The sequence below is a fragment of the Streptomyces sp. NPDC006487 genome, from assembly GCF_042870555.1.
In the GTDB taxonomy this organism is placed as follows: domain Bacteria; phylum Actinomycetota; class Actinomycetes; order Streptomycetales; family Streptomycetaceae; genus Streptomyces.
The window spans coordinates 130,794-154,508 of record NZ_JBIAHN010000007.1 but is presented as its reverse complement, the minus strand read 5'-3'; the positions used below and the strand labels follow the sequence as shown (position 1 = coordinate 154,508).

The window sequence follows — 23,715 nt, the reverse complement described above, 5'->3', positions numbered from 1 at the left end:
ACGGTAGCTTTAACGGGATAAGCGCAATGAAACAGAGGGATCGAGGTGCACGTGCCTGACGTCTCCGTGGTCGTCATCGTCTACAACGACGCAGAGCGTCTTCCGGCAGCAGTCCAGTCGGTGTTGGACCAGACCCTGCACGGGGTCGAAGTCGTGATCGTCGACGACTGCAGCAAGGACGGGTCCTACGCGGTCGCCCGGAAGCTCGAGACCGCGCATCCGGGGAGGGTGCGCGCCTTCCAGCTGCCGGAGAACAGCGGGGGCTGCGGCGCCCCGCGCAATCACGGCATCCAGCAGGCCACCGGAACGTACGTCATGTTCCTGGACAGCGATGACGTGCTGGAACGCAACGCCTGCCGCAACATGCTGGACGCCGCCGAGCGGACCGGGTCCGACCTGGTCTCGGGCATGTGCGTCAGGGTCCACCTCGACAGCCGTTCGGGCAAGACCACCGAGTGGTACCCGTGGATCTACGCGCGCACCCGCACGCTGGAGTCGATCACCGAGTACCCCGACCTGCTGGTCTACGACACCCTCTCCACGAACAAGTGCTACCGGCGCGCGTTCCTGCTGGAGCAGGGCCTCGAGTTCCCGGTCGGCATCCACTACGAGGACCTGCTCTTCTCCGCACAGGCCTACGTCGCCGCCAGCCGCATCACGCTCATCCCGAACCACGTTTACTACTGGAACGTGATCGAGAAGGCCTCGGCGAAGTCGATCAGCAACCGGCGCCACGAGATCGAGAACTTCGTCCACCGGATGGAGATCCACCGCCGCGTCGACGAACTGCTGGCGGCCAAGGGCCACTCGGAGATCAAGTCCGCGAAGGACATCAAGTTCCTCAAGCACGACCTGGTGCTCCACCTGCGGGACCTGCCCCTGCTCGACGACGCCTACCGCCACGAGTTCGCCCGGCTCGCCAACGGCTACCTGGCCGGCATCGACCCGGCGGCCTACGACAGCGTCAGCAACCTCCAGGCCATCTGTGCCTACCTGCTCGGCAAGGAGGACTGGGACAACCTCCTGCCCGCCGCCGACGCCATGACCAACCAGGGCCGGCTCACCTCCGCGCTCGCCGAGCGGTACGGGCGCGTCTACTGGTGCGAACAGCACATCGACGGCCCCGACGCGGACACGGCCCGCCGGATACTGGACGTCACCAACCAGCCCTACGCCGGTGCGCCGCTCTCCTCGCTCACGCTGGGCAACCGCCTCACCGCGTACGAGGACGACGGCCGAGGCACCGTGACCCTGTCGGGTGCCGTGGTGAACCCGCTCGGCCGGATCCGCCCGGACGTGGAGCTGAAGGCCTCGCTGGAGTTCCGCGCGCGCCGGCAGATCGGCGTCCGCTCCTTCAGCTTCCCGGTGGCAACCGTTCGGCACGCCGGCGACACGATCGAGTGGCAGACCACGGCGGACATCGGCAGCACCGTCCGCCCGCTCGGCATCATCGACGCGGTCTGGGACGTACGCCTGAAGCTGACGGCCGGCGCCGACCGGCTCTCCACCCGCGTCTCCGTCGGCGGCGTCGACCTGGAGAAGGCGGCACGGCTGCGCGTGCGCCCGAGGCTGACCCGGCTGGTCTCCGACCGCTTCGAGCCGGAGATGACCAAGAAGGGCAACCTCTCCTACGTCCTGACCGCCGAGGGCGCCGCCGCCGTGCGCACCCAGACGCTGATCGACGGCGCGATGCACGGCAAGGCCGCCGGAGTGGTCAAGCGGAGCCTGCGCAAGGCCCTGCGGGCCCGCCGCAACTTCGGCTCGGGCGAGCAGAAGGTGAAGGTCTACCACGAGGTCTTCTCGAAGCTGCCCATCAAGAAGGGCACGGTCGTCTTCGAGAGCCACATGGGCAAGCAGTACAGCGACAGCCCGAGGGCGATCTACGAGGAGCTGGTGCGCTCCGGCGCTCAGATCGAGGCGATCTGGTCCTACGCGGGCGCCAAGCCCACCGGCTTCCCCCCGGAGGCCACCCTGGTGCGGCGCTGGAGCTGGGCCTACCTGCGGGCACTGGCGCAGGCCGAGTACTGGATCGACAACCAGGGCTTCCCGCTGGCGCTGACCAAGCGCCCCGGGACCACGTACATCCAGACCTGGCACGGCTCGGCGCTCAAGCGCATGGGCTTCCACGAGCCCCGCACCAAGGCGCAGGACCGTGCCGGCCAGGGCCGGTTCCAGGCGGCCATCGACCGCTTCGACCACTTCCTGATCCGCTCCGAGCACGACGCCCGCACCCTCGCCAAGGGTTTCCGGCTGCGTGACGAGGTGCTGCTGCGCACCGGCTACCCGCGCAACGACGCCCTGGTCGCGGCCCACCGTGCCGAGGCGAACAGCGGCGAGCGGGTCCGCAGTGCCCTGGCGGGCGAGTTCGGGATCGACCCGGAGAAGAAGGTGCTGCTGTACGCACCGACCTTCCGGGCGAAGGCGGACGGCACGGTGGAGGGCTTCAAGTTCCCCTTCGACGTGGAGGAGTTCGCCGACCGGCTCGGCGACCGCTTCACGCTGCTGGTGCGCACCCACTACCTCAACAGCGTCACGCTGCCGCCGTCGGTCGCGGGCCGGGTCATCGACGTGTCCCGCCACCACGACATCACGCCGCTGCTGGCGCTCGCCGACGGGCTGATCACCGACTACTCGTCCGTGATGTTCGACTACGCGGTCCTGGACCGGCCGATGCTGTTCTTCGCGTACGACTACGAGAAGTACGCGAACGACATCCGCGGCACGTACTTCGACCTCAAGGAGAAGGCCCCGGGCCCCGTGGTCGCCACCGCGGACGAGCTGCTCCAGGCCCTCGCCGCCTTCGACGAGGCGGATGCCAAGTACGCCGAGGCGCGCCAGCGTTTCCTCGCCGAGTTCGGCGAGTACGACCGCGGGGACGCGGCCCGCCGGATCGTCGAGAAGTTCTTCACCAGGAGCGGCAAGTGAGCCAGCAGACTTCCACCGCACCGCAGGGCCCCGGCGAGGCCGCCGGCGGCCGTGACATCTTCCTCGTCTCCAACAGCGTGGACGAGCTCGGTGGCGTGACCACCTGGTCGCACCAGATGGCCAGGCTGTTCAGCGACCGCGGACACCGGGTCCACGTCATCGGCATCACCCCCGTCGCCGAGGAGCTCCGCCAGCAGCTCCCGGCGGACCTTCCCTACGCGGTGACCACGCTGTACGAGTCCCACCCGGCGGCGGCCCGCGCGCTGCACGGCATCAAGGGCCGGCTGAACGCGCCCGAACGGCGCCGCCAGGCGGCCCGCCGGGCGACGATGCAAGCCAAGGCGGACCGGCTGGGCGAGCTGATGCAAGCGGCTCGCCCCGGCGCCGTGGTGATCGTCACACAGGTCTGGGCGATGGAGTGGGTGGCCCTCGCCGACACCAAGGGGTGCACGCTCATCGGCATGAGCCACGAGTCCTTCGAGGCCAGCAACAAGTCCTCCCGGGGCCAGCGGGTCCGCCGGTACTACCGGGAGGTCGACCGCATGCTCGTGCTGACCCCCGAGGACGCGGACCTCTGGATCCGCTCGGGCATGGAGAACGTCTCCAGCATGCCGAACCCGCTGCCGTTCATGCCCGACTCCCCCGCCCCGCGCACCGAGAAGGTCGTGGCGAGCGTCGGCCGCCTCGCCTTCGAGAAGGGCCTGGACCTGCTGCTCGACGCGTGGGCGGACGCCTCCCCGCACCACCCCGACTGGGTCCTGCGGATCTACGGGGCCGGCGTGGAGGAGCCGGCCCTGCGGGCACACGCCGCCGGGCTCGGCCTGGAGGACTCCGTGGAGTGGATGGGCAGCACCAGCGACGTGCTGGGCGCGCTGAACGGGGCCTCCGTCTTCGCTCAGGCCTCGCGCGCCGAAGGGTTCCCGATCACGCTGCTGGAGGCGATGGCCGCGGGCGTGCCGGTGGCCGCCTTCGACTGCGCGCCGGGTGTCCGGGAGATCGTGACGCACGGCGAGGACGGGCTGCTGGCCCGGCTCGGCAACACGATGGAGCTGGGCGGGCAGCTGGACCGGCTGATGGCGGGCCGCGAGCTGCGCGACCGGCTCGGCGACGCCGCCTTCCACAATGTGCAGCGGTTCTCCAGCGTCGAGATCACCGACCGGTGGGAGGAGCTGTTCTCCTTCCTGGAGCGCTGAGCACCACTCCCAGCGCACCGCTCGCCGAGCCCGGCGCGGTGGTACGTACGAAAGAAGCCGCCCGCCCCGGAATCGACCGGGGCGGGCGGCTTCGTACGTCGTCCCTGTTTCAGGCCTTGCGGTGGGCCTCCCAGCCCTCCCAGGCCGAGGTGATCATCTCGCGCACGTCGTGGCGGGCCTTCCAGCCCAGCTCCGCCGAGATCCGGTCGGCGGAGGCGACGACCTTCGCCGGGTCGCCGGCGCGGCGCGGGGAGACCGCGGGCGCGTAGGCGGGATCGGTGTGCCCGGTGGCCTCGTTCACCAGCTCGACCATCTCGCGGACGGAGACGCCCTCGCCGCGGCCGATGTTGACGGTGAGGTCCTTGTACTCGCCCTGCGCGCCCCACTCGACGAGCTTGCGGGCGGCCACCACGTGGGCCTCCGCGAGGTCTGCGACGTGGATGTAGTCGCGGATGCAGGTGCCGTCCGGGGTCGCGTAGTCGTCGCCGAAGATCCGGGCGCCCTCGCCCTTGTCGAACCGCTCGAAGATCATCGGAACCAGGTTGAAGACACCGGTGTCGGCGAGCTCGGGGGTCGCGGCGCCGGCCACGTTGAAGTAGCGCAGGCACGCGGTGGAGATGCCGTGGGCCTTGCCCGCGGCACGGACCAGCCATTCGCCCGCCAGCTTCGTCTCGCCGTAGGGGCTCAGCGGCAGGCACGGGGTGTCCTCGGTGACGAGGTCCACGTCCGGCATCCCGTACACGGAGGCGGAGGAGGAGAAGAGGAAGTTGCGCACGCCCGCGGCGGCGACGGCCTGGAGCAGGACGGTGAGGCCGCCCACGTTCTCCTCGTAGTAGTGCAGCGGCTTCTCGACGGACTCGCCGACCTGCTTCTTGCCCGCGAGGTGGACCACGCCGGTGATCCGGTGCCGGGCGAAGGTCTCGTCCAGGACCTGCCGGTCGAGCACGGAACCGACCACCAGCGGGACACCCTCCGGGACGCGGTCGGCGTTGCCGGTGGAGAGGTCGTCCAGCACCACGACCTCCTCACCCGCGAGCAGCATCGCGCGGACGACGTGCGCCCCGATGTAACCGGCACCACCAGTGATCAGAAACGTCATGCGTGTCTCCTCAGTTCTCTTTCGTGCTTCTCGTCCGGCTCTTGTCCGGCTCTCGACCGGCTTCCGGTCCCGCCTGCCGGGGCGGCCGGGTCCCTCTAGCCGCGGACTATGCGGGCCCGGTTGAACCGGTGGCGGGCCAGGCTCATGACGCCCGTGGCACCGGGCGCGAGCCTCAGCGCGAGCGATCCGCCGGTCGTGCGGTAGGGCTGCGCCAACAGCACACCGTACCGGCTGCTGGGCAGCACCCGCCGGTGGAGCAGGCGGCGCAGGGGGCGCGGGGAGGTGAGGACGGAGCTGCCGTCGGCGCACTCCACGCTCAGCTTCACGTCCCACGCCTGCAGGCCCCGCCGGCCCTCGCCCCGCCCGAGGCTCGCCAGCGTGGTGAGCCGGAAGGGCAGCTCCGCGGTCCACCCGTCGCCGTCCGCGGCGGGGACGAGCTCCACGGGCTCGGCGACCAGCAGCTCGCCCAGGTCGCCCCGGGGCTGGAAACGCAGCTGGACGGTGCGCGGGCCGGCCGCGGCGAGCCGCCCGTACAGGTCGTTCACCCGGATCCTGAGCCCGGCGAAGCCGCTCGGCTCGGCATCGATGGTGAGGGGCAGCTCGGCCGTCTCCAGCTTGTCCAGCCCGTCCAGCTCCACCGGGAGCGTGTCGCTCCAGACCGGCGCTCCGGAGGGGCCGGTCGCGTACGGGGGCAGCAGGCGGGGCGGGTCGGCGGCGAAGCGGGTCAGCCGCAGCAGGTCGGCGGGGGCGGGCGGCGCCTCGGTGGCGAGCAGCACCCGGACGATCCAGCGGGCGTGCGCCCCGGCGGCCTCGATGTCGGCTTCGGAGAACCCGGCGACGTAGTCACGGGTCAGCGTCCACCAGGCGGCCTGGTAGCCGGGGTCCTGGCCGAGCTCGCGCAGGTACATGCGCAGGTCGTACTCCAGGAACTTGACCTGGCAGGCCCGGCCCAGCTCGGGCGAGGAGGCGGCCATGAGGCGGGAGGCCACGCGGTGGGCCTCCACGCGGGCACTCCAGTTGCCGACGTCCTTGCGGTCCAGGGAGATGGAGACCTGGGCGGCGTTGCGGCGCACGTGCCACACGTAGACGAGGTCGCCGATCACCGCGATGCGGGGTCGGGCCGCCAGCACGCGGGCGGTGAAGACGAAGTCCTCGTAGATGAACCGGCCGTCCGGGAAGCGGATCCCGTACATGTCCAGGAAGGCCCGCTCGTACAGCTTGTTGACGCAGAGGGTGTCGCGGACCAGCTCCGGCCGGTCCGCCGGGCGGTCGATGACCTCGCCGGGCGTGTACAGGCCGGGCACCCAGGGCACGTCGCGGCTCTCGGGCAGTTCGCGGCGGACGCAGGAGCCGACCGTGACCGGCGACCGGTGCTCGCCGGCCGCGCGCACGAGGGCGTCGATCGCCCCGGCGGGCAGGACGTCGTCGCTGTCCAGGAACATGACGTACGGGGCGGTCGCGACCGCGATCCCGTCGTTGCGGGGGGTGCCGCAGCCGCCGCTGTTCTCCGTGCGGTGCACGACCTTCACGCGGGGGTGGCGGGCCGCCAGCTCGTCCAGCACCTGGGCGGTGCCGTCGCTGGACGCGTCGTTGACCGCGATGACCTCGGCGACCACCGGCCCCTGGGCGAGCGCCGAGGAGACGGCCTGACCGACGAGCTCGGCATCGTTGTACGCGATCACGACGACGGCGACTGTGGGGGTATGGGTGCTCGTCACCCATGGATCCTAGGCCACCTGGGTAAACGCGGCCTTAAGACGGGCCACCCGAACGGGGGATAACCGGAATCCTGTGACGTGCCTGTGACGACGGCCGGAGACCCGGCCGTCGCCCTTGGCTACGGGCCCTGTCAGAAGGGACGGAACTCGTCGTATTCCTTCTGGGCGGAATCCCGCTCGGCTTCCTTCTCCTTGCGGCGCGTGGTTGCCGGACGCGGCGCCTCCAGACGGTGGTCCTCACCGCGGCGGCCCAGCATCTCGGCGCCGGCCATCATGGTCGGCTCCCAGTCGAACACGACCGCGTTCTCGTCGGAACCGATGGCGACGCCGTCACCGGCCTTGGCACCGGCCTTGCGCAGCGCGGTTTCGACGCCGAGGCGGTTGAGCCGGTCGGCGAGGTAGCCGACGGCCTCGTCGATGTTGAAGTCGGTCTGGCGGACCCAGCGCTCCGGCTTCTCGCCGCGCACGCGGTACACGTCCTCGGCCTCGTCGTAGGTGATGGTGAAGCCCGAGTCGTCCACGGCCTTCGGACGGATGACGATGCGGGTCGCCTCCTCCTTCGGCTTGCGGGCGCGGAACTTCGCGATGACCTCGGCGAGGAAGTAGGACAGTTCCTTCAGGCCCGTGCGGTCGACCGCGGAGACCTCGAAGACCTTGTAGCCGCGGGCCTCCAGGTCCGGGCGGACCATGTCGGCGAGGTCCTTGCCGTCGGGGATGTCGACCTTGTTGAGGACGACGAGGCGCGGGCGCTTCTCCAGACCGCCGCCGTAGAGCTTCAGCTCCTCCTCGATGGCGTCGAGGTCGGCGAGCGGGTCGCGGTCGGACTCCAGGGTCGCGGTGTCCAGGACGTGCACCAGGATCGAGCAGCGCTCGACGTGGCGCAGGAACTCCAGGCCGAGGCCCTTGCCCTGGCTGGCGCCCGGGATGAGGCCCGGGACGTCGGCGATCGTGTAGACCGTCGAGCCGGCGGTGACGACGCCCAGGTTCGGGACGAGGGTGGTGAAGGGGTAGTCGGCGATCTTCGGCTTGGCCGCGGAGAGCACCGAGATCAGCGAGGACTTGCCGGCGCTCGGGAAGCCGACCAGCGCCACGTCGGCGACGGTCTTGAGCTCCAGGATGACGTCTCCGCCGGTGCCGGGGACACCGAGGAGGGCGAAGCCGGGCGCCTTGCGGCGGGCGGAGGAGAGCGCCGCGTTGCCGAGGCCGCCGCGGCCGCCTTCGGCAGCCACGTAGGTGGTGCCCTGGCCGACGAGGTCGGCGAGGACGTTGCCCTCCTTGTCGAGGACGACGGTGCCGTCCGGCACGGGCAGGATGACGTCCTGGCCGTCCTTGCCGGAGCGGTTGTCGCCCGCGCCGGGCTGGCCGTTGGTGGCCTTGCGGTGGGGGCTGTGGTGGTACTCGAGCAGGGTGGTCACCGACTGCTCCACCACCAGGATGACGTCGCCGCCACGGCCGCCGTTGCCGCCGTCGGGGCCGCCGAGCGGCTTGAACTTCTCCCGGTGAACGGAGGCGCAGCCGTGGCCCCCGTTACCCGCGGCGACGTGCAGCTCGACGCGGTCCACGAAGGTGGTCATGGTTGTTCCTCCAGATACAGCGGGAATATCCCGGAAAGCCCGGGGGGTAGGCCTTGCTACCCATTAAACGTGTCTAAGTGACAACGCGCCGAGGGCGGACCTCTCTTCCCGGCTCGCGCCGGGAAGAGTTGAGATCCGCCCTCGGGATGCTTCGGACTACCGATTCAGCAGGAGCTGAAATCAGGCAGCCGGAACGATGTTGACGACCTTGCGGCCACGGTGCGTGCCGAACTCGACCGAACCGGCCTGCAGCGCGAACAGCGTGTCGTCGCCACCACGACCGACACCCGAACCCGGGTGGAAGTGGGTGCCGCGCTGGCGGACGAGGATCTCACCAGCGGAAACGACCTGACCGCCGAAGCGCTTCACGCCGAGCCGCTGAGCGTTGGAATCGCGCCCGTTCCGGGTGGACGATGCGCCCTTCTTGTGTGCCATGTCTCAGTCCCTCTTACTTCGCAGCCGCGGGGATACCGGTGACCTTGATCGCCGTGTACTGCTGGCGGTGACCCTGGCGACGGCGGTAGCCGGTCTTGTTCTTGTACCGAAGGATGTCGATCTTGGCACCCTTGTGGTGGTCCACGATCTCGGCCTGGACCTTGATGCCGGCCAGGACCCACGGGTCGCTGGTCACGGCTTCGCCGTCGACAACGAGCAGGGTCGAGAGCTCGACCGTGTCGCCAACCTTGGCAGTGGGAATCTTGTCAACTTCAACGATGTCGCCGACAGCAACCTTGTGCTGGCGACCACCGCTGCGCACGATGGCGTACACGCGGATCTCTCTCTCACTCGAGTTCGGGAACCCCTGAAGCCAGCCGGCCCCGCGGAACCGCAGGCCGGCCTCCCCCGAGCCGCGAGGCGGTACGGGAGGTGAGGTGCTCAGTGGATTGGCGTGCGCATAGACACGCCAGCGACCTAGGTTACGGGGCCCGGTCGGAGGGGTCAAACCGGGGCTCGGAGCGGGCTCCCGCCGAGCGGGCCGGCCCCCGCGCAGCGCTGTCCGCGGGCTCCGCGCCGGGGCCGATCCCACGTCGCCCGCCCGGTCGGTGACCCGCCCGAGGCCTCCCGACGGCCGTGTACGCGTACGTCGTCGTGTCGCGGACCGGCGTCGGCCCGTTCCGCGCCCGGCAGGCGCCGGGCCCCTGTGGCGGCGTGCAGTCGCCGTGGACGTACGGCGTGGGGAAACGGCCCCGCCCGGCACCGAGTGCGGTGCCGGGCGGGGCCGGGTGAAGCGGGGTGGAGCGGGGTGGAGCGCGATCCGCGGATCAGGCTTCGGTCGGAGCCGAGACGGAGGGCAGCGTCTGCTGCTCCGCCGCCGCGGTCTTCTTCGTCGCCCGCTTCGCGACCGTCTTCTTCGCGGCGGTCTTGGCCGTCGTCGTCTTCTTGGCGGCGGTCTTCTTCACGGCCGCCGCCTTCTTGGCCGGGGCCTTCTTCGCCGCGGTCGTGGTCGCCTTCTTGGCGGCCGTCTTGCGGACCGCCTTCTTGGCGGGAGCCGCCGGGGCGGCCTCCTCGGCGGACTCGGCCGGGGTCTGCACCGGCGTCTCGGCCGGAGCCTCGACGACCAGTACGGCCGCCTCCGCGCCCGCCGGGGAACCGGCCGGAGCGGTGGCCTTGCGGGTGGCACGGCGACGCGGACGGGCCGGCGCGGCCTCGGCCGGGGTCTCCACGACGACCGGCGCGGCCTCGACGACGACCTCGGGCTCCGGCTCCGGCTCGGCCACCGGGGCCGCGGGGGCCTCGGCAACCGGCTCCGCGGCCTGGACGGCCTCGGCCGGGGCGCCCGCCGGAGCGGTCGCCTTGCGGGTGGCACGGCGGCGGGTGCGGCCCTTGGGGGCCTCCTCGACGACCGGCTCCGCGACGACCGCCTCGACGACGACCTCGGGCTCGATGACCTCGACGACCTCGACCACCGGCTCCGGCTCGACCACCGGCTCCGGCTCGGCCACCGGGGCCGGAGCCTGGGCAGCCGCACCGCGCGGGGCGCCCGCCGGAGCGGTCGCCTTGCGGGTGGCGCGGCGGCGGTTGCGGCGCCCGCTCACTCCGGCAGCGGCCTCGGCCTCGGCCGGGCTGCTGTAGAGCTCCTCGTCGGCGACGAAGGGGGGCTCGGGCAGCGCCACGGGGGCGGCTGCCTCGGCAGCCACCTCCTCTTCGGACTCGATCTCGTAGACATCGCCCTCGGCGGTGTCCACGGCCTCGATCTCGTGGTCGTGCTCGTGCCCGCCCTGGCCGCCGCGGCGCTTGGAGCGCTTGCCGTTGCCACCGCCGCCGACCACGGTCGGGGTCTCCATGTGCACGATGACGCCGCGGCCGTTGCAGTGGACGCAGGTCTCGGAGAAGGACTCCAGCAGACCCTGGCCCACCCGCTTGCGGGTCATCTGGACCAGACCCAGCGAGGTCACCTCGGCGACCTGGTGCTTGGTGCGGTCACGGCCCAGGCACTCCAGCATGCGCCGCAGGACCAGGTCGCGGTTGGACTCCAGGACCATGTCGATGAAGTCGATGACCACGATGCCGCCGAGGTCGCGCAGCCGCAGCTGGCGCACGATCTCCTCGGCCGCCTCCAGGTTGTTCCTGGTGACGGTCTCCTCGAGGTTGCCGCCCTGACCGGTGAACTTGCCGGTGTTGACGTCGATGACGATCATCGCTTCGGTCTTGTCGATCACAAGCGAACCGCCCGAGGGCAGCCACACCTTGCGGTCGAGCGCCTTGGCGAGCTGCTCGTCGATCCGGTACGTCGCGAAGACGTCCACCTCGGAGGTCCAGCGCTTCAGCCGGTCGGCCAGGTCCGGGGCCACGTGGTTCACGTAGCCGTGGATGGTCTCCCAGGCGCTGTCACCGCTGACGATGACCTTGGTGAAGTCCTCGTTGAAGATGTCGCGCACGACGCGGACGGTCATGTCCGGCTCGCCGTACAGGAGGCTCGGCGAAGAGGTCGAGATCTGCTTCGACTTCTTCTGGATGTCCTCCCACTGGGCCTGCAGGCGCTCGACGTCGCGGCGCAGCTCGTCCTCGCTCGCACCCTCGGCGGCGGTGCGCACGATGACGCCCGCGTCCTCGGGGACGATCTTCTTGAGGATGGTCTTCAGGCGCGCGCGCTCGGTGTCGGGCAGCTTGCGGCTGATGCCGGTCATCGAGCCCTCGGGCACGTAGACCAGGTACCGGCCGGGCAGCGAGACCTGGCTGGTCAGGCGGGCGCCCTTGTGGCCGATCGGGTCCTTGGTGACCTGCACCAGGACCGACTGGCCGGACTTGAGGGCGGCCTCGATGCGGCGCGGCCCGTTGGCCATGCCGAGCGCCTCGAAGTTGACCTCACCGGCGTACAGGACCGCGTTGCGGCCCTTGCCGATGTCGATGAAGGCGGCCTCCATGGACGGCAGCACGTTCTGGACCTTGCCCAGGTAGACGTTGCCGACGTACGAGGTGGCTTCTTCCTTGTTGACGTAGTGCTCGACGAGCACGTTGTCCTCGAGGACGCCGATCTGGGTGCGCTCGCCCGACTGGCGGACGACCATCACGCGCTCGACGGCCTCGCGGCGGGCCAGGAACTCGGCCTCGGTGATGATCGGGACGCGGCGGCGGCCCTGCTCGCGGCCCTCGCGGCGGCGCTGCTTCTTGGCCTCCAGGCGGGTCGAGCCCTTGATGGACTGGACCTCGTCGGAGGAGGTGGAGCCGGAGCCGGCGACGAACTCCGCGCGCTCGCGCGCCGGGCGCGGCTCGCGGACCTTGACGACCGTGCGCACACCGTCGTCCTCGGCCGCGTCGGCGTCCGTACCGCCGTCACCGCTGCGACGGCGACGACGCCGGCGGCGACGGCTGGAGCTGGAGCCGAGGGCCCCGTTCTCCTCGTCGTCCTCCGCGTCCTCGGTGTCCCCCTCTTCGGCGGACTCGGCCTCTTCGCCGGACTCGGCCTCGGCCTCTTCCTCGGCGGACTCGTCGAGGTCGGCGGCCTCACCGCGGCGGCGACGACGGCCACCGCGGCGACGACGCCGCGACGGGCGGTCGCCCGACTCGTCGGTCTCGTCCTCGTAAGCCTCGGTCTCGGTCTCTTCCTCGACCAGCTCTACGTCGGCCAGCGTGACCGGGCCGGACGGCGCGGCGGCGGCCGGAGCCGGGGCCACGGGCGCGGCGGTCTCGGCGGCGGCTCCGCGGCCACGGCGGCGGCGACGGCCGGCCGGCTGCGGGGCGGGGGCGGCCTCGGCCTCGGCGTCGACGAGGTCGAGCTCCTCCTCCTCGACCTCCTCGGCCGGGGCGGCGGCAGCGGCGGCCGCGGCCATCATGGCTGCGGTCTCCGGGGTCTGGAACATCGGCTCGGCGAACACCGGGGCCTGGAACACCGCGACGGCGGGACGCCCGGCGCGGCGGCCACGGGCCGGAGCCTCGGCGGCGGGAGCCGCCTGCGCTGCGGCCGGAGCCACCGGCTGCGCGGCTGCGGCCGGAGCGGTGGTGGAACGGGTGGCGCGGCGGCGGCCGCCGCGCTTGGGGGAGTCCACGGCGTCGGCGACGGTGACGGTGGCCTTGGCGGCGGCGACCGGAGCCTCGGCCACAGGGGCGACGGGGGCCTCGGCGACGGGCGCCTCGGGAGCGGTCACAGCGCGGGTCGCACGGCGACGGGCACGCGGCGCGGGGGCTGCGGACTCCTCGACGGCCTCGGCGACCGGAGCGGCCACGGGGACCTCGGCCACGGGAGCCTCGGCGACCGGCGCCTCGGGAGCGGTCACGGCACGGGTCGCACGGCGACGGGCACGCGGCGCCGGAGCAGCAGGCTCCTCGACGACCTCGGCGACCGGAGCCACCGGGGCGGCCACGGGGACCTCGGCCACGACCTCGGCGGCGGACGCCTCGGGGGCGGCCACGGCGCGGGTGGCACGGCGGCGGGTACGGGCCGGGGCGGCGGCCGGGGCGGCCTCCTCGGCGGGAGCTGCGGCCACCACGGGCGCGGGAGCGGCTTCGGCGGCGGCTACGGCGCCACCGGGCGGGCCGGCCGGCCGGGACGCGGCGCGTCGGCGCCTGCGCGGCGGCAGGTTGTCACTCGGGCTGCCACTGTCGGCGGCGTTGGCGGTGGTGTCGTTTTCGTTGTTGAGCATGCGGGGTTTCTCCCGTCACGCTCCCGGGCGCCGCGGCTGACTTCCGGTCCGGCACGGCTCCGCGTAATGAGCGCGGAGCCGGCCTCCGGGGCGCGTTCGCCACACGGGAGCTCAGTTCAATGGCCGCCGGTTCCGTACGGGTAGTCGTACGGCCTGGCGGAAGTCTTCAAGTCTTCAGGTCTGTCCGTGCGCGGCCCGACCCAGGTGGCTCCCGAGTCCCAGGGCTGCGCGACGACGACGATCCCTACGCGGCGGGACCTTCCGGCGCCTTCGCGTCGGCGGTTACGGCCGCCGTGGGTGGGGCGGTCGTGACAGCCTCGCGGTCGGGCGCGAGCGGGTCGGTCACCGTGCCGGACTCCTCGTCGAAGAGCCCCTGCGCCAGCCTGGTCACCGCAGCGGGGACCGGCGGCGTTAGGTCGGCCACAGCTCGGAGACCGGACAGGACGTCGTCGGGTCGGACGGCAGGTGTCAGATGCCGAACAACCAGGCGCAGTATCGCACAAGCATTGTCCAGGGGCCTATCAGCCTCTGCGGTGGCCGTAACCGGAACCACTTCCAGACTGACCACGGCGCCGCGCGTGTCGAAGGTCCGCATGCCGTTCTTGGTGCGGCGCTGGACCTCCACGGCCTCGGCCGCGAGGAAGGCCTCGACGGCCTTCTGGACGTCCCCGGGCTCCACACCGTCCAGGCGCAGCTCCCACACGGAGGCCGTCAGCCGCTCGGCCAGACCGGAGGTGTGCGCCTCGACGGCGTCGATGATGTCGAGGCCGACGGGCATCGACTCGTCGAGCAGCTCGCGCAGGACCGCGGGATCGCGGGGCTCGGCGAGGGCGATCTCCAGGTACTCGGCCTCGCTGCCGGTCCCGGTCGGGGCGGCGTTCGCGTACGAGACGCGCGGGTGCGGGGTGAAGCCCGCCGAGTACGCCATGGGCACCTCGGAGCGGCGCAGGGCCCGCTCGAAGGCGCGCTGGAAGTCCCGGTGGCTGGTGAACCGGAGGCGGCCGCGCTTGGTGTAGCGCAGACGGATGCGCTGCACTACCGGTGCGGGAGGCGGGCCTTCGGGCTGTCGCTTGCCCAGTGGTTCATCTCCTTGTGCGGGGCTCCGCGGCTCGCGCGTCGCCCTGAGGTCTGTGGGGCCTGCGGGCGGCGCCCGATGGCCGCCGGGTTCATCCCTGCTTGTTCAGGGAGACATCGGGGCCGGGCGCGTCGCCTACGGCTGTGTTACTACCCAGAGTACGCGCCCGTGACCTTCCCGGTTCCCGGGCCGGCCCCCCGAACAGCACCTTCCGCATGTCGTCCCGCACCTCGCGCACCGCGATGCGGGAGGTCTGCCACAGTGCGCGCAGGGTGTGGCCGACGGGAGCGATCGCCTGCCGGTGCACCGACCGGGCGCCCCGGCGGCCGACGGCCCACCCCGCGCGCAGGGCGTTTCCGACCGGGGTGACCGCGTGCCGGCGCAGCCATCCGGCGGGCCGCACGACGGCCCACCGCCACAGCCACACGAGCCCGCGCCCGAGCGCACGGCTCACCCGCCCGGCGAGGTGCCAGGCCCCGGCGAGCAGCTGCCAGAGCGGCACGAGCAGGTACGACCACAGCCCCCGGCCGACCGGCGCCAGCAGGTACCGCCAGGCCCCCACCACCACGGGCCGTACGAGATACCGCCACAGCGCGACCCACGGCCAGACGAACAGGGCCCTGGCCAGCCAGGCCACACCGGCCGCGAACCCCCGGGCCAGCCACCGCAGTCCGTGCCCGGCGGGGGCGAGGACGTACCGGTACAGCGCGCCGCCCGGCAGTACGAGCAGGTACCGGACGGCTCCCGACAGCAGCCGGGCGATGCCCCGGCCGGCGGGCAGCACCCCGTACTCCCAGAGCGGGACCAGCAGGTACCGCCGGATCCCCACACCGGCCGGCCGCAGCAGATGCCTGTACGCGGCCTGCCCCACCGGGAACACGGCGTACCGCCAGAGAGCCGCCCAGGGCCAGTAGAAGACCAGCTTGAACAGGGCCCCGATCAGCCACCCGGTCCCCCGCAGCACCGGCAGCACGACCCGCTCGTGGAACCAGCGCAACCCCTGCCCCAGCGGCCCCAGGACGCTCCGGTTCAGCATCCGCGCGAAGGCGACGAGCAGATCCCAGACCACCCGCAGGGGCAGCACGACCAGCACCGCCACGATCTTCACGGGAATCCGTACGACCCCCACCAGGCAGCCGTCGCCCTGCGGCGCCGGCAGCGCCTTCTCCAGTTCCATACCGCTAAGGACACACCATGGCCCGGGACCGTTGCGCCGGGCCTGAAGCCGGGCATGAACATGCCCCCCACCGTTCCCGGTGGGGGGCATGGACGGGGCGGCCTCAGCCGCAGGTCACTTCACGACCGACAGCGGAAGCAGCTTCTTGCCCGTCGGGCCGATCTGGATGCTGGTGTCGAGCTGAGGACACACGCCGCAGTCGAAGCACGGGGTCCAGCGGCAGTCCTCGACCTCGGTTTCGTCGAGGGCGTCCTGCCAGTCCTCCCAGAGCCAGTCCTTGTCCAGGCCGGAGTCGAGGTGGTCCCAGGGGAGGACCTCCTCGTAGGTGCGCTCGCGGGTCGTGTACCAGGCCACGTCGACGCCGTAGGCGGGGAGGGTCTTCTCCGCCGCCTGCATCCAGCGGTCGTAACTGAAGTGCTCGCGCCAGCCGTCGAAGCGGCCGCCCGACTCGTACACGGCGCGGATGACGTCGCCGATGCGGCGGTCGCCGCGGGACAGCAGGCCCTCGACGATGCCGGGCTTGCCGTCGTGGTAGCGGAAGCCGATGGAGCGGCCGTACTTCTTGTCGCCGCGGAGCTTGTCGCGGAGCTTGCCGAGGCGGGCGTCCGTCTCCTCGGCCGACAGCTGCGGGGCCCACTGGAAGGGGGTGTGCGGCTTGGGGACGAAGCCGCCGATCGAGACGGTGCAGCGGATGTCGTTCTGCCCGGAGACCTCGCGGCCCTTGGCGATGACGTTGACCGCCATGTCGCCGATCTGGAGCACGTCCTCGTCGGTCTCGGTGGGCAGGCCGACCATGAAGTACAGCTTGACCTGGCGCCAGCCGTTGCCGTAGGCCGTCGCGACCGTACGGATCAGGTCCTCTTCCGAGACCATCTTGTTGATGACCTTGCGCATGCGCTCGGAGCCGCCCTCGGGGGCGAAGGTCAGGCCGGAGCGGCGGCCGTTGCGGGTCAGCTCGTTGGCCAGGTCCACGTTGAAGGCGTCCACGCGGGTCGACGGGAGGGACAGGCCCACCTTGTCGTCCGTGTAGCGGTCGGCCAGGCCCTTGGCGATGTCCGCGATCTCGGTGTGGTCCGCGGAGGAGAGGGAGAGGAGACCCACCTCTTCGAAGCCCGTGGCCTTGAGGCCGCGCTCCACCATTTCGCCGATGCCGGTGATGCTTCGCTCCCGTACGGGGCGCGTGATCATGCCGGCCTGGCAGAAGCGGCAGCCGCGGGTGCAGCCGCGGAAGATCTCCACGGACATCCGCTCGTGGACGGTCTCGGCGAGCGGGACCAGGGGCTGCTTGGGGTAGGGCCACTCGTCGAGGTCCATGACGGTGTGCTTGGACACGCGCCACGGCACGCCGGAGCGGTTCGGGACGACGCGGCCGATGCGGCCGTCGGGCAGGTACTCCACGTCGTAGAAGCCCGGCACGTAGACGCCGCCGGTCTTCGCGAGGCGCAGGAGGACCTCCTCGCGCCCGCCCGGGCGGCCCTCGGCCTTCCACGCGCGGATGATCTCGGTCATGTCGAGGACGGCCTGCTCGCCGTCGCCGATGATCGCGCAGTCGATGAACTCCGCGATCGGCTCGGGGTTGAAGGCCGCGTGGCCGCCCGCGAGCACGATGGGGTGGTCGACCGTACGGTTCTTCGCCTCCAGCGGGATGCCCGCGAGGTCCAGCGCCGTCAGCATGTTGGTGTAGCCGAGCTCGGTGGAGAAGGAGAGCCCGAAGACGTCGAAGGCCCCGACCGGACGGTGGGAATCGACGGTGAACTGGGGCACCTTGTGCTCGCGCATCAGCTCTTCGAGGTCCGGCCACACGCTGTACGTGCGCTCCGCGAGCACGCCCTCGCGCTCGTTGAGCACCTCGTAAAGAATCATGACGCCCTGGTTGGGGAGCCCGACCTCGTACGCGTCCGGGTACATCAGCGCCCAGCGGACGTCGGCGCTCTCCCACGGCTTGACCGTGGAGTTGAGCTCACCGCCGACGTACTGGATCGGCTTCTGGACGTGCGGAAGCAGGGCCTCAAGCTGAGGGAAGACCGACTCGGTCATCACGCGACTTTCGTGAAGCGGGCAGGGGGCGACTCTCAAGCGTACCCCGGGGCCCGGAGCACCCCCGCCCGCAAGATCAGCCGCGCACCGCCGCCGCCGGCCCCTCGGTCGCCGCCCACACCTGTGGCAGCTCCCGCTCGCGGCGCTCGGCCAGGGCCTCCTCGCGGGCGTAGAGCACGCCCCAGGTGAAGGCGGATTCCCCGGCGCCCGCCGCCTGGATCGCCAGCCCGCGCAGGGCTTCCCTGGCGACGACCCCGTCCTGGTGGTCGCCGAGCAGACTCTGGACGGCCTTCACCGCCTTGGCCAGTTTGCGTGCGGGTTTGCCGAGGGCCGGGGCCGCCGCCTCGGCCGCGTACCGGGCGCGCTTCGCGGCCTTGCGGGCCTCGTGCAGGGCCACGTCGCGGTCTTGGCCCGGGTCCATGGACAGGGCGCCCCCGATCCGGCCGGCGAGGCGTTCGTAGTCCCCGAGGACCGCTGCGGGCAGGGCCGACCGGGCGGGCCGGGCCGCGGCCTTCAGCAGGGGCGGGTCGGCCAGCAGGGCGTCGAGGGCGTCGAGCAGGGCGAGGTGGCGCCGGCTGTCGAGCGCGGCCAGCGCCGCGCGGCGCGAACCGGTGCGGCGTGCGACGTTCCAGATCTTGAGGCGGCCGCGGACCGGGCCCAGCACCAGGGTGCGCGGGAGTTCGTCGAGCCGGGTCTGGATCCGCTCCAGCAGGACTTCCTGGTCGCGGTCCACGCCGAGCTCGGCGGCGAGCCAGCGGAGCTCCTCGCCGATCGGGCCGGTCTCGGCGGGGTCCAGGACCCGGCGGTAGGTCTTGAAGGCGCTGCGCAGGCGCCGGGTGGCGACCCGCATCTGGTGGACGGAGTCGGGCAGGCCCCGGCGGACGGCGGGGTCCTGGGTGATGAGGGTGTCGCGCTGTTCGCGCAGGTACGCGAGCACGTGCGCGCCCACCGTGTCCTCGGCGGGGCCGATGTCGGGGCCGGTCGCCCGGGCCGGGGGTTCCCCGCCGGTCTCGGTCAGCGCCCGGGCGAGCTTGGACGGGGCGTCGCTGACCCGGAGTCCGGCCTTGCGGAAGGTCTTCTCCACGGCGTCGAGCAACGCCGGGTCGGCGCCGTCGGCGAGCTCGACCTCCACTTCGGTCCAGGCTGCGCTGGCGTCGGCGCGCTCAGCCCGCACGGCGTCGGTGGACAGCTCCGCGAGGAGGGCTCCGTCGGCGTCGAGGAGGTGGCTGAGCTTGCGCGAGGACTGGAGCCTGACCTGCGGTTCCAGCGGGGTGTCGCGGACGCGGGAGCGCAGCAGTGCGCTCAGCGCGTCCGGGACGGTGTCGCCGAGGGGGGCGGTGATCTCGTCGCGCACGCCGGGGGCGACGGGCAGTTTGAGGTGCCAGCCGGCGTCCTTGCCGCCGGTGCGGCGGCGCAGGGTGAGCCCGTCCGCGGCGAGGCGCTGGTCGGGGGTGTCGTAGTAGACGGCGTCGAGCTCGGCCGTGCCCTGGTCGGTGACGGCCGCGATGGCGGCCGTGCCCGTCAGGTCGGGTACCCCGCGCCGTCCGGCCTTGGTGGTCCTGAACTCGAATTTGCGCTCGATCTCGCGCTTCGTGTCCGCCATGGATCGAACGTAGTCCTGAACGGAAGACGGCGGGAAGGGAAACGGCGGGTGCGGCGGAAAACCGGCCCGGGAACCGACGGATCAGGCCGCCCCCGGGCCGACACCGCGTCAAGCCGACATCGGCCGCTGCACCCTGATCGACTGGAGCAGCCCGATGGCCACCCACACGGCGAACATCGAGGATCCTCCGTAGGACACGAACGGCAGCGGGAGACCGGCCACGGGCATGATCCCGAGGGTCATGCCGATGTTCTCGAAGGACTGGAAGGCGAACCAGGCGATGATTCCGGCGCACACGATCGTGCCGTACAGCTCGGTCGTCTCGCGGGCGATCATGCAGGCGCGCCACAGGATGACCCCGAGCAGCACCAGGATCAGCCCGGCCCCGACGAAGCCGAGCTCCTCCCCCGCCACCGTGAAGACGAAGTCGGTCTGCTGCTCCGGCACGAACTGGCCGGTGGTCTGCGAGCCCTTGAAGAGCCCGGAGCCGGTCAGGCCGCCGGAGCCGATGGCGATGCGCGCCTGGTTGGTGTTGTAGCCGACGCCGGCCGGGTCGAGCTCGGGGTTGGCGAAGGCCGCGAAGCGGTTGATCTGGTACTCGTCGAGGACGCCGAGCTGCCAGATCAGGATGGCCCCGCCGGCGCCCGAGCCGAGCAGGCCCAGGACCCAGCGGTTGGAGGCACCGGAGGCCAGCAGGACGCCGAGCACGATGACGACCATGACCATGACGGAGCCGAGGTCGGGCATCAGCATGATGATGCCCATGGGGAAGGCGGCCAGGCAGAGCGCCTTGACGACGGTGCGGTGGTCGGGGTGGGCGAGGTCTCCCGCGTCCACCCGGGTGGCCAGCAGCATCGCCATGACCAGGATGATCGTGATCTTGACGAACTCGGAGGGCTGCAGCGAGAAGCCGCCGCCGACCACGATCCAGGCGTGGGCGCCGTTGATGGTGGCGCCGAGCGGGGTGAGCACGGCCAGGATCAGGACGACGGAGAGCCCGTAGAGGATCGGTACGGCGCCGCGCAGGGTGCGGTGGCCGAGCCAGATGGTGCCGATCATCAGCACGAGGCCGATGCCGGTGTTCATGGCGTGCCGGAAGAGGAAGTAGTACGGGTCCCCGTTGTTCAGCGAGGTCCGGTTGCGGGTCGCCGACCACACCAGCAGGGCGCCGATGAGGGAGAGGGCGAGCGCCGAGAGGAGTATCGGCCAGTCGAGCCGGCGCACCACGGAGTCGCGCGCGGTGAGTTTGGCCATCGCTCCCCGCTGCTCCGGCGCGTACCGGGCCACGGAGAATTTGTTGGCGGTCTGCATGTCGGTCCTCGGTACTCAGTCGTGCTGCGCGGGGCGCTGGGCGGGCGGGCCGGCAAGCGCGGGCGGCGCCGGTTCTTCCGGGGACGGGGGTACGTACGGCCGGATCTCGGGGGAATCGATGCCGCCGTCGGGGCGGATCTTGGGCAGCTTCTTCTCCGGTCCCAGCAGGAGCGCCTTCTTCGGGTCCTGGTTGCCCTCCATGTCGAGGCCGTAGATGGCGTTGTACAGGTTGCGGACCGCGGGGCCGGCGGCGCCGGAGCCGGTGCCGCCCTGGGAGATGGTCATGACGATGACGAAGTCGCTGGTGTAGGTCGCCAGCCACGAGGTGGTCTGCTTGCCGTAGACCTGGGCGGTGCCGGTCTTGGCGTGCATCGGGATCTTGTCCATCGGCCAGCCGCCGAAGCGCCAGGCCGCGGTGCCGCCGGGCTCGACGACCATGCGCAGGCCCTTGTCGAGGTCCTTGACGGTCTTGGCGTCGATCGGCAGCCGGCCATGGGGCTTGGGCTTGATCCACTCGACGTGCTTGCCGTCGGCGCTGATCACGGCCTTACCGACGGTCGGGTCGAAGAGGGTGCCGCCGTTGCTGATGGCGGCGTAGGCGGTGGCCATCTGGATGGGGGTGACGAGGACGTCGCCCTGGCCGATGGCGAAGTTGATGCTGTCGTAGGCCTTGAGCTGGTTGCCTTCGAGGCAGCTCTCGTAGGCGACCAGCTCGACGTAGGTGCCGCCCTTCTTGCCCTGCTTGCACCAGGCGTCCTTGTTGGCCGCCCAGAAGCTCTGCTTCCACCTGCGGTCGGGGATGCGGCCCTTGACCTCGTTCGGCAGGTCGATCCCGGTCTCGGAGCCGAGGCCGAACTCGCGGGCGGTCCGGTAGAACCAGTCGTGGGCGTCCTTCTTGGGCTTGAGGCCTCCGTCGCGCTGCCACTCCTTGTGCCCGAGGGCGTAGAAGACGGTGTTGCAGGAGAACTTGAGGGCCTCGCCGAGGGTGATGGGGCCGTGGCCCTTGGACTCGAAGTTCGCGAAGCTCCGGTTGCCCATGCTGTAGGAGGCGCTGCAGTTGTACTTGTCGTCGAAGGCGTATCCGGCCCGGACGGCCGCGCTCGCCGACACCACCTTGAAGATGGAGCCCGCGGGGGCCTGGCCCTGGATGGCCCGGTTGAGCAGCGGATAGTTGGAGCCCTCGCTGGTGAGGGAGGCGTAGTCCTTTGCGGCGATGCCGCCGACCCAGGCGTTGGGGTCGTAGTCGGGCTGGGAGGCCATCGCGACGACCCGGCCGGTCTTGGCCTCCATGACGACGACGGCGCCCGAGTCCGCCTCGTACTTGCGGTTGGTGATGTTGTCGGTCTCGTTGCGGACCGTCTTCATCGCCTGCTGGAGCTCGTACTCGGCGACGGACTGGACCCGGGCGTCGATGCTGGTGACGAGGGTGGAGCCGGGCACGCCCGCGTCGGATTCGGTCTGGTGCATGACCCGGCCCAGGTTGTCGACCTCGTAGGAGGTGACCATCGCCTTGCCGCGCAGGTACTTGTCGTAGGTGCGCTCGATCCCGGAGCGGCCGACCTGGTCGGAGCGCAGGTGCGGCGAGTCGGTGTCCTTGGCCTTCTGGATCTCCTCGTCGGTGACCGGCGAGAGGTAGCCGAGCACCTGCGCGGTACGGGCCCCGCCGGGGGCCGGGTAGCGGCGGACGGCCACGGGCGCGGCGGTGATACCCGGGAACTCCTCGGGGCGTTCGCGCAGCTGCAGCGCCTGCTGCGTGGTGGCGTCGAGGGTGATCGGGATCGGCTGGTACGGGGAGCCGTTCCAGCAGGGCGCCGGGGTCTGCGAGTCACAGAGGCGGACCTTCTCCATGACCGCCTTGGGGGTCATGTCCAGGACGCCGGCGAGGCGGGTCATGACGCCCCGGCCGCGGTCCTTCATCTTCATCAGCGCGGTGCGGCTGGTGGAGACGACCAGGCGGGTCTCGTTGTCGGCGAGGGCGACGCCCCTGGCGTCGAGGATCGTCCCGCGCACGGCGGGCTGGACGACCCGCTGGACGTGGTTGCTCTTCGCCTCGTGGTAGTACTCGGCGCCGTTGCGGATCTGGAGGTACCAGAGCCGGCCGCCGAGGGTGAGGAACATCGAGCAGACGAGAATCTGGATGATCACGAGCCGGATCTGCACCCGGGAGGTACGGCCGGTCTCCGGAATGTTGGTCACGTGGACTCCTCCCTCACAGCTTCTTGACGCTCTTCACACCCTTGATTCCCTTGACGCCCTTTATCCGGCCGGCCCGGTTGGCACGGCTGCGGGCCGTCTTCATCCGCAGGCCGCCGCGCTGGCTGCCGATCCGCAGCCCGGTGCCGCCGGCCAGCCAGCCGGACGCGATGTCCTTGCCCGCGGGCGGGCCGCCGTTGGCCTCGACGGCCATCGGGTCGTTCTCCGCGCGGCGGGCCAGGGCCATGATGAACGGCACGGTGAAGGGGGCGAGCAGCAGGTCGTAGAGGACCGCGGTGAACAGCAGTCCGGTCAGCCCCACGTGGCGGGCGGCGGTGTCGCCGACCAGGGCCCCGACGCTCGCGTAGAGCAGGGTGGAGGCGAAGGCGGCACCGACGACGGTGAGCATCGGGCCCCAGGCGGAGCGGAACCGCCCGGTGTCGGGGCGGACCAGGCCGGCGACGTAGCCGATGAGGCACAGCACGAGCGCGTAGCGGCCGGCGGCGTGGTCGGCGGGCGGGGCCAGGTCGGTGAGGAGTCCGGCGGCGAAGCCGATGAGGGCGCCGCTGACGCACCCGTACACCAGGGCGAGGGCGACGACCGTGAGCAGGACCAGGTCGGGGACGGCTCCGGGGAGTTGGAGGCGGCCCAGGATGGAGACCTGGACGACCAGGGCGACGACGACGAGCGTGCCCGAGAGCAGGATCCGGTTGAAACGCATGATGATCG

The 23,715-nt window shown here is 71.6% G+C and carries 15 protein-coding genes; 2 read left to right on the top strand and 13 right to left on the bottom strand.

Going from position 1 to position 23,715, the window contains the following annotated elements; translation table 11 throughout:
* The first annotated feature begins 45 nt into the window (after positions 1 to 45).
* Together ACFYM0_RS13785 and ACFYM0_RS13780 are read left to right on the top strand one after the other, a co-directional pair.
* Complete coding sequence (locus tag ACFYM0_RS13785; protein WP_388500497.1) at positions 46 to 2,925, top strand: CDP-glycerol glycerophosphotransferase family protein; 2,880 nt, start codon at positions 46 to 48, stop codon at positions 2,923 to 2,925.
* Positions 2,922 to 4,118, top strand: a complete 1,197-nt coding sequence (locus ACFYM0_RS13780) for a glycosyltransferase (protein ID WP_388500494.1) — start codon at positions 2,922 to 2,924, stop codon at positions 4,116 to 4,118. The genes ACFYM0_RS13785 and ACFYM0_RS13780 overlap by 4 nt, the downstream gene beginning before the upstream one ends.
* 109 nt (positions 4,119 to 4,227) lie before the next feature.
* Here the strand turns inward: ACFYM0_RS13780 and galE are convergent, their stop codons facing one another.
* The 13 genes from galE to mreD all read right to left on the bottom strand — a co-directional run bounded on the left by galE (position 4,228) and on the right by mreD (position 23,707).
* Positions 4,228 to 5,217, bottom strand: coding sequence for a UDP-glucose 4-epimerase GalE (gene galE, locus ACFYM0_RS13775; RefSeq protein ID WP_388500493.1), 990 nt, complete (start codon positions 5,215 to 5,217; stop codon positions 4,228 to 4,230).
* A gap of 95 nt (positions 5,218 to 5,312) precedes the next feature.
* Positions 5,313 to 6,935 (bottom strand): glycosyltransferase family 2 protein, encoded by a 1,623-nt coding sequence (locus ACFYM0_RS13770; protein WP_388500490.1) that lies wholly within the window; start codon positions 6,933 to 6,935, stop codon positions 5,313 to 5,315.
* A 131-nt stretch (positions 6,936 to 7,066) separates the two neighbouring features.
* Positions 7,067 to 8,509 (bottom strand): GTPase ObgE, encoded by a 1,443-nt coding sequence (gene obgE, locus ACFYM0_RS13765; protein ID WP_388500488.1) that lies wholly within the window; start codon positions 8,507 to 8,509, stop codon positions 7,067 to 7,069.
* A gap of 180 nt (positions 8,510 to 8,689) precedes the next feature.
* Entirely contained in the window at positions 8,690 to 8,944 is a 255-nt protein-coding gene (rpmA, locus tag ACFYM0_RS13760) for a 50S ribosomal protein L27 (RefSeq protein WP_030013081.1), read from the bottom strand.
* 13 nt (positions 8,945 to 8,957) lie between these two features.
* On the bottom strand, positions 8,958 to 9,278 hold the full coding sequence (gene rplU / locus ACFYM0_RS13755) for a 50S ribosomal protein L21 (RefSeq protein ID WP_214950890.1): 321 nt from the start codon (positions 9,276 to 9,278) through the stop codon (positions 8,958 to 8,960).
* 493 nt (positions 9,279 to 9,771) lie between these two features.
* A complete protein-coding gene (locus ACFYM0_RS13750; RefSeq protein ID WP_388500485.1) occupies positions 9,772 to 13,590 on the bottom strand; it encodes a ribonuclease E/G in 3,819 nt (1,272 codons plus the stop codon).
* 244 nt (positions 13,591 to 13,834) lie between these two features.
* Entirely contained in the window at positions 13,835 to 14,626 is a 792-nt protein-coding gene (locus tag ACFYM0_RS13745) for a TIGR03936 family radical SAM-associated protein (protein WP_388500482.1), read from the bottom strand.
* 130 nt (positions 14,627 to 14,756) lie between these two features.
* Positions 14,757 to 15,842 carry a hypothetical protein gene (locus tag ACFYM0_RS13740; protein WP_388500480.1) on the bottom strand — a complete coding sequence of 362 codons (1,086 nt, stop codon included), beginning with the start codon at positions 15,840 to 15,842 and terminating at the stop codon, positions 14,757 to 14,759.
* 114 nt (positions 15,843 to 15,956) lie between these two features.
* Entirely contained in the window at positions 15,957 to 17,882 is a 1,926-nt protein-coding gene (locus ACFYM0_RS13735) for a TIGR03960 family B12-binding radical SAM protein (protein ID WP_327252734.1), read from the bottom strand.
* Positions 17,883 to 17,955: 73 nt separating this feature from the next.
* Positions 17,956 to 19,482, bottom strand: coding sequence for a CHAD domain-containing protein (locus ACFYM0_RS13730; protein WP_388500477.1), 1,527 nt, complete (start codon positions 19,480 to 19,482; stop codon positions 17,956 to 17,958).
* Between the two features lie 108 nt (positions 19,483 to 19,590).
* Positions 19,591 to 20,793: a rod shape-determining protein RodA gene (rodA, locus tag ACFYM0_RS13725; RefSeq protein ID WP_388500474.1), complete on the bottom strand. Its 1,203-nt coding sequence runs from the start codon at positions 20,791 to 20,793 to the stop codon at positions 19,591 to 19,593.
* A gap of 15 nt (positions 20,794 to 20,808) precedes the next feature.
* On the bottom strand, positions 20,809 to 22,989 hold the full coding sequence (gene mrdA / locus ACFYM0_RS13720) for a penicillin-binding protein 2 (RefSeq protein ID WP_388500471.1): 2,181 nt from the start codon (positions 22,987 to 22,989) through the stop codon (positions 20,809 to 20,811).
* Positions 22,990 to 23,002: 13 nt separating this feature from the next.
* Entirely contained in the window at positions 23,003 to 23,707 is a 705-nt protein-coding gene (gene mreD, locus ACFYM0_RS13715; protein ID WP_327252738.1) for a rod shape-determining protein MreD, read from the bottom strand.
* Positions 23,708 to 23,715: the final 8 nt, after the last annotated feature.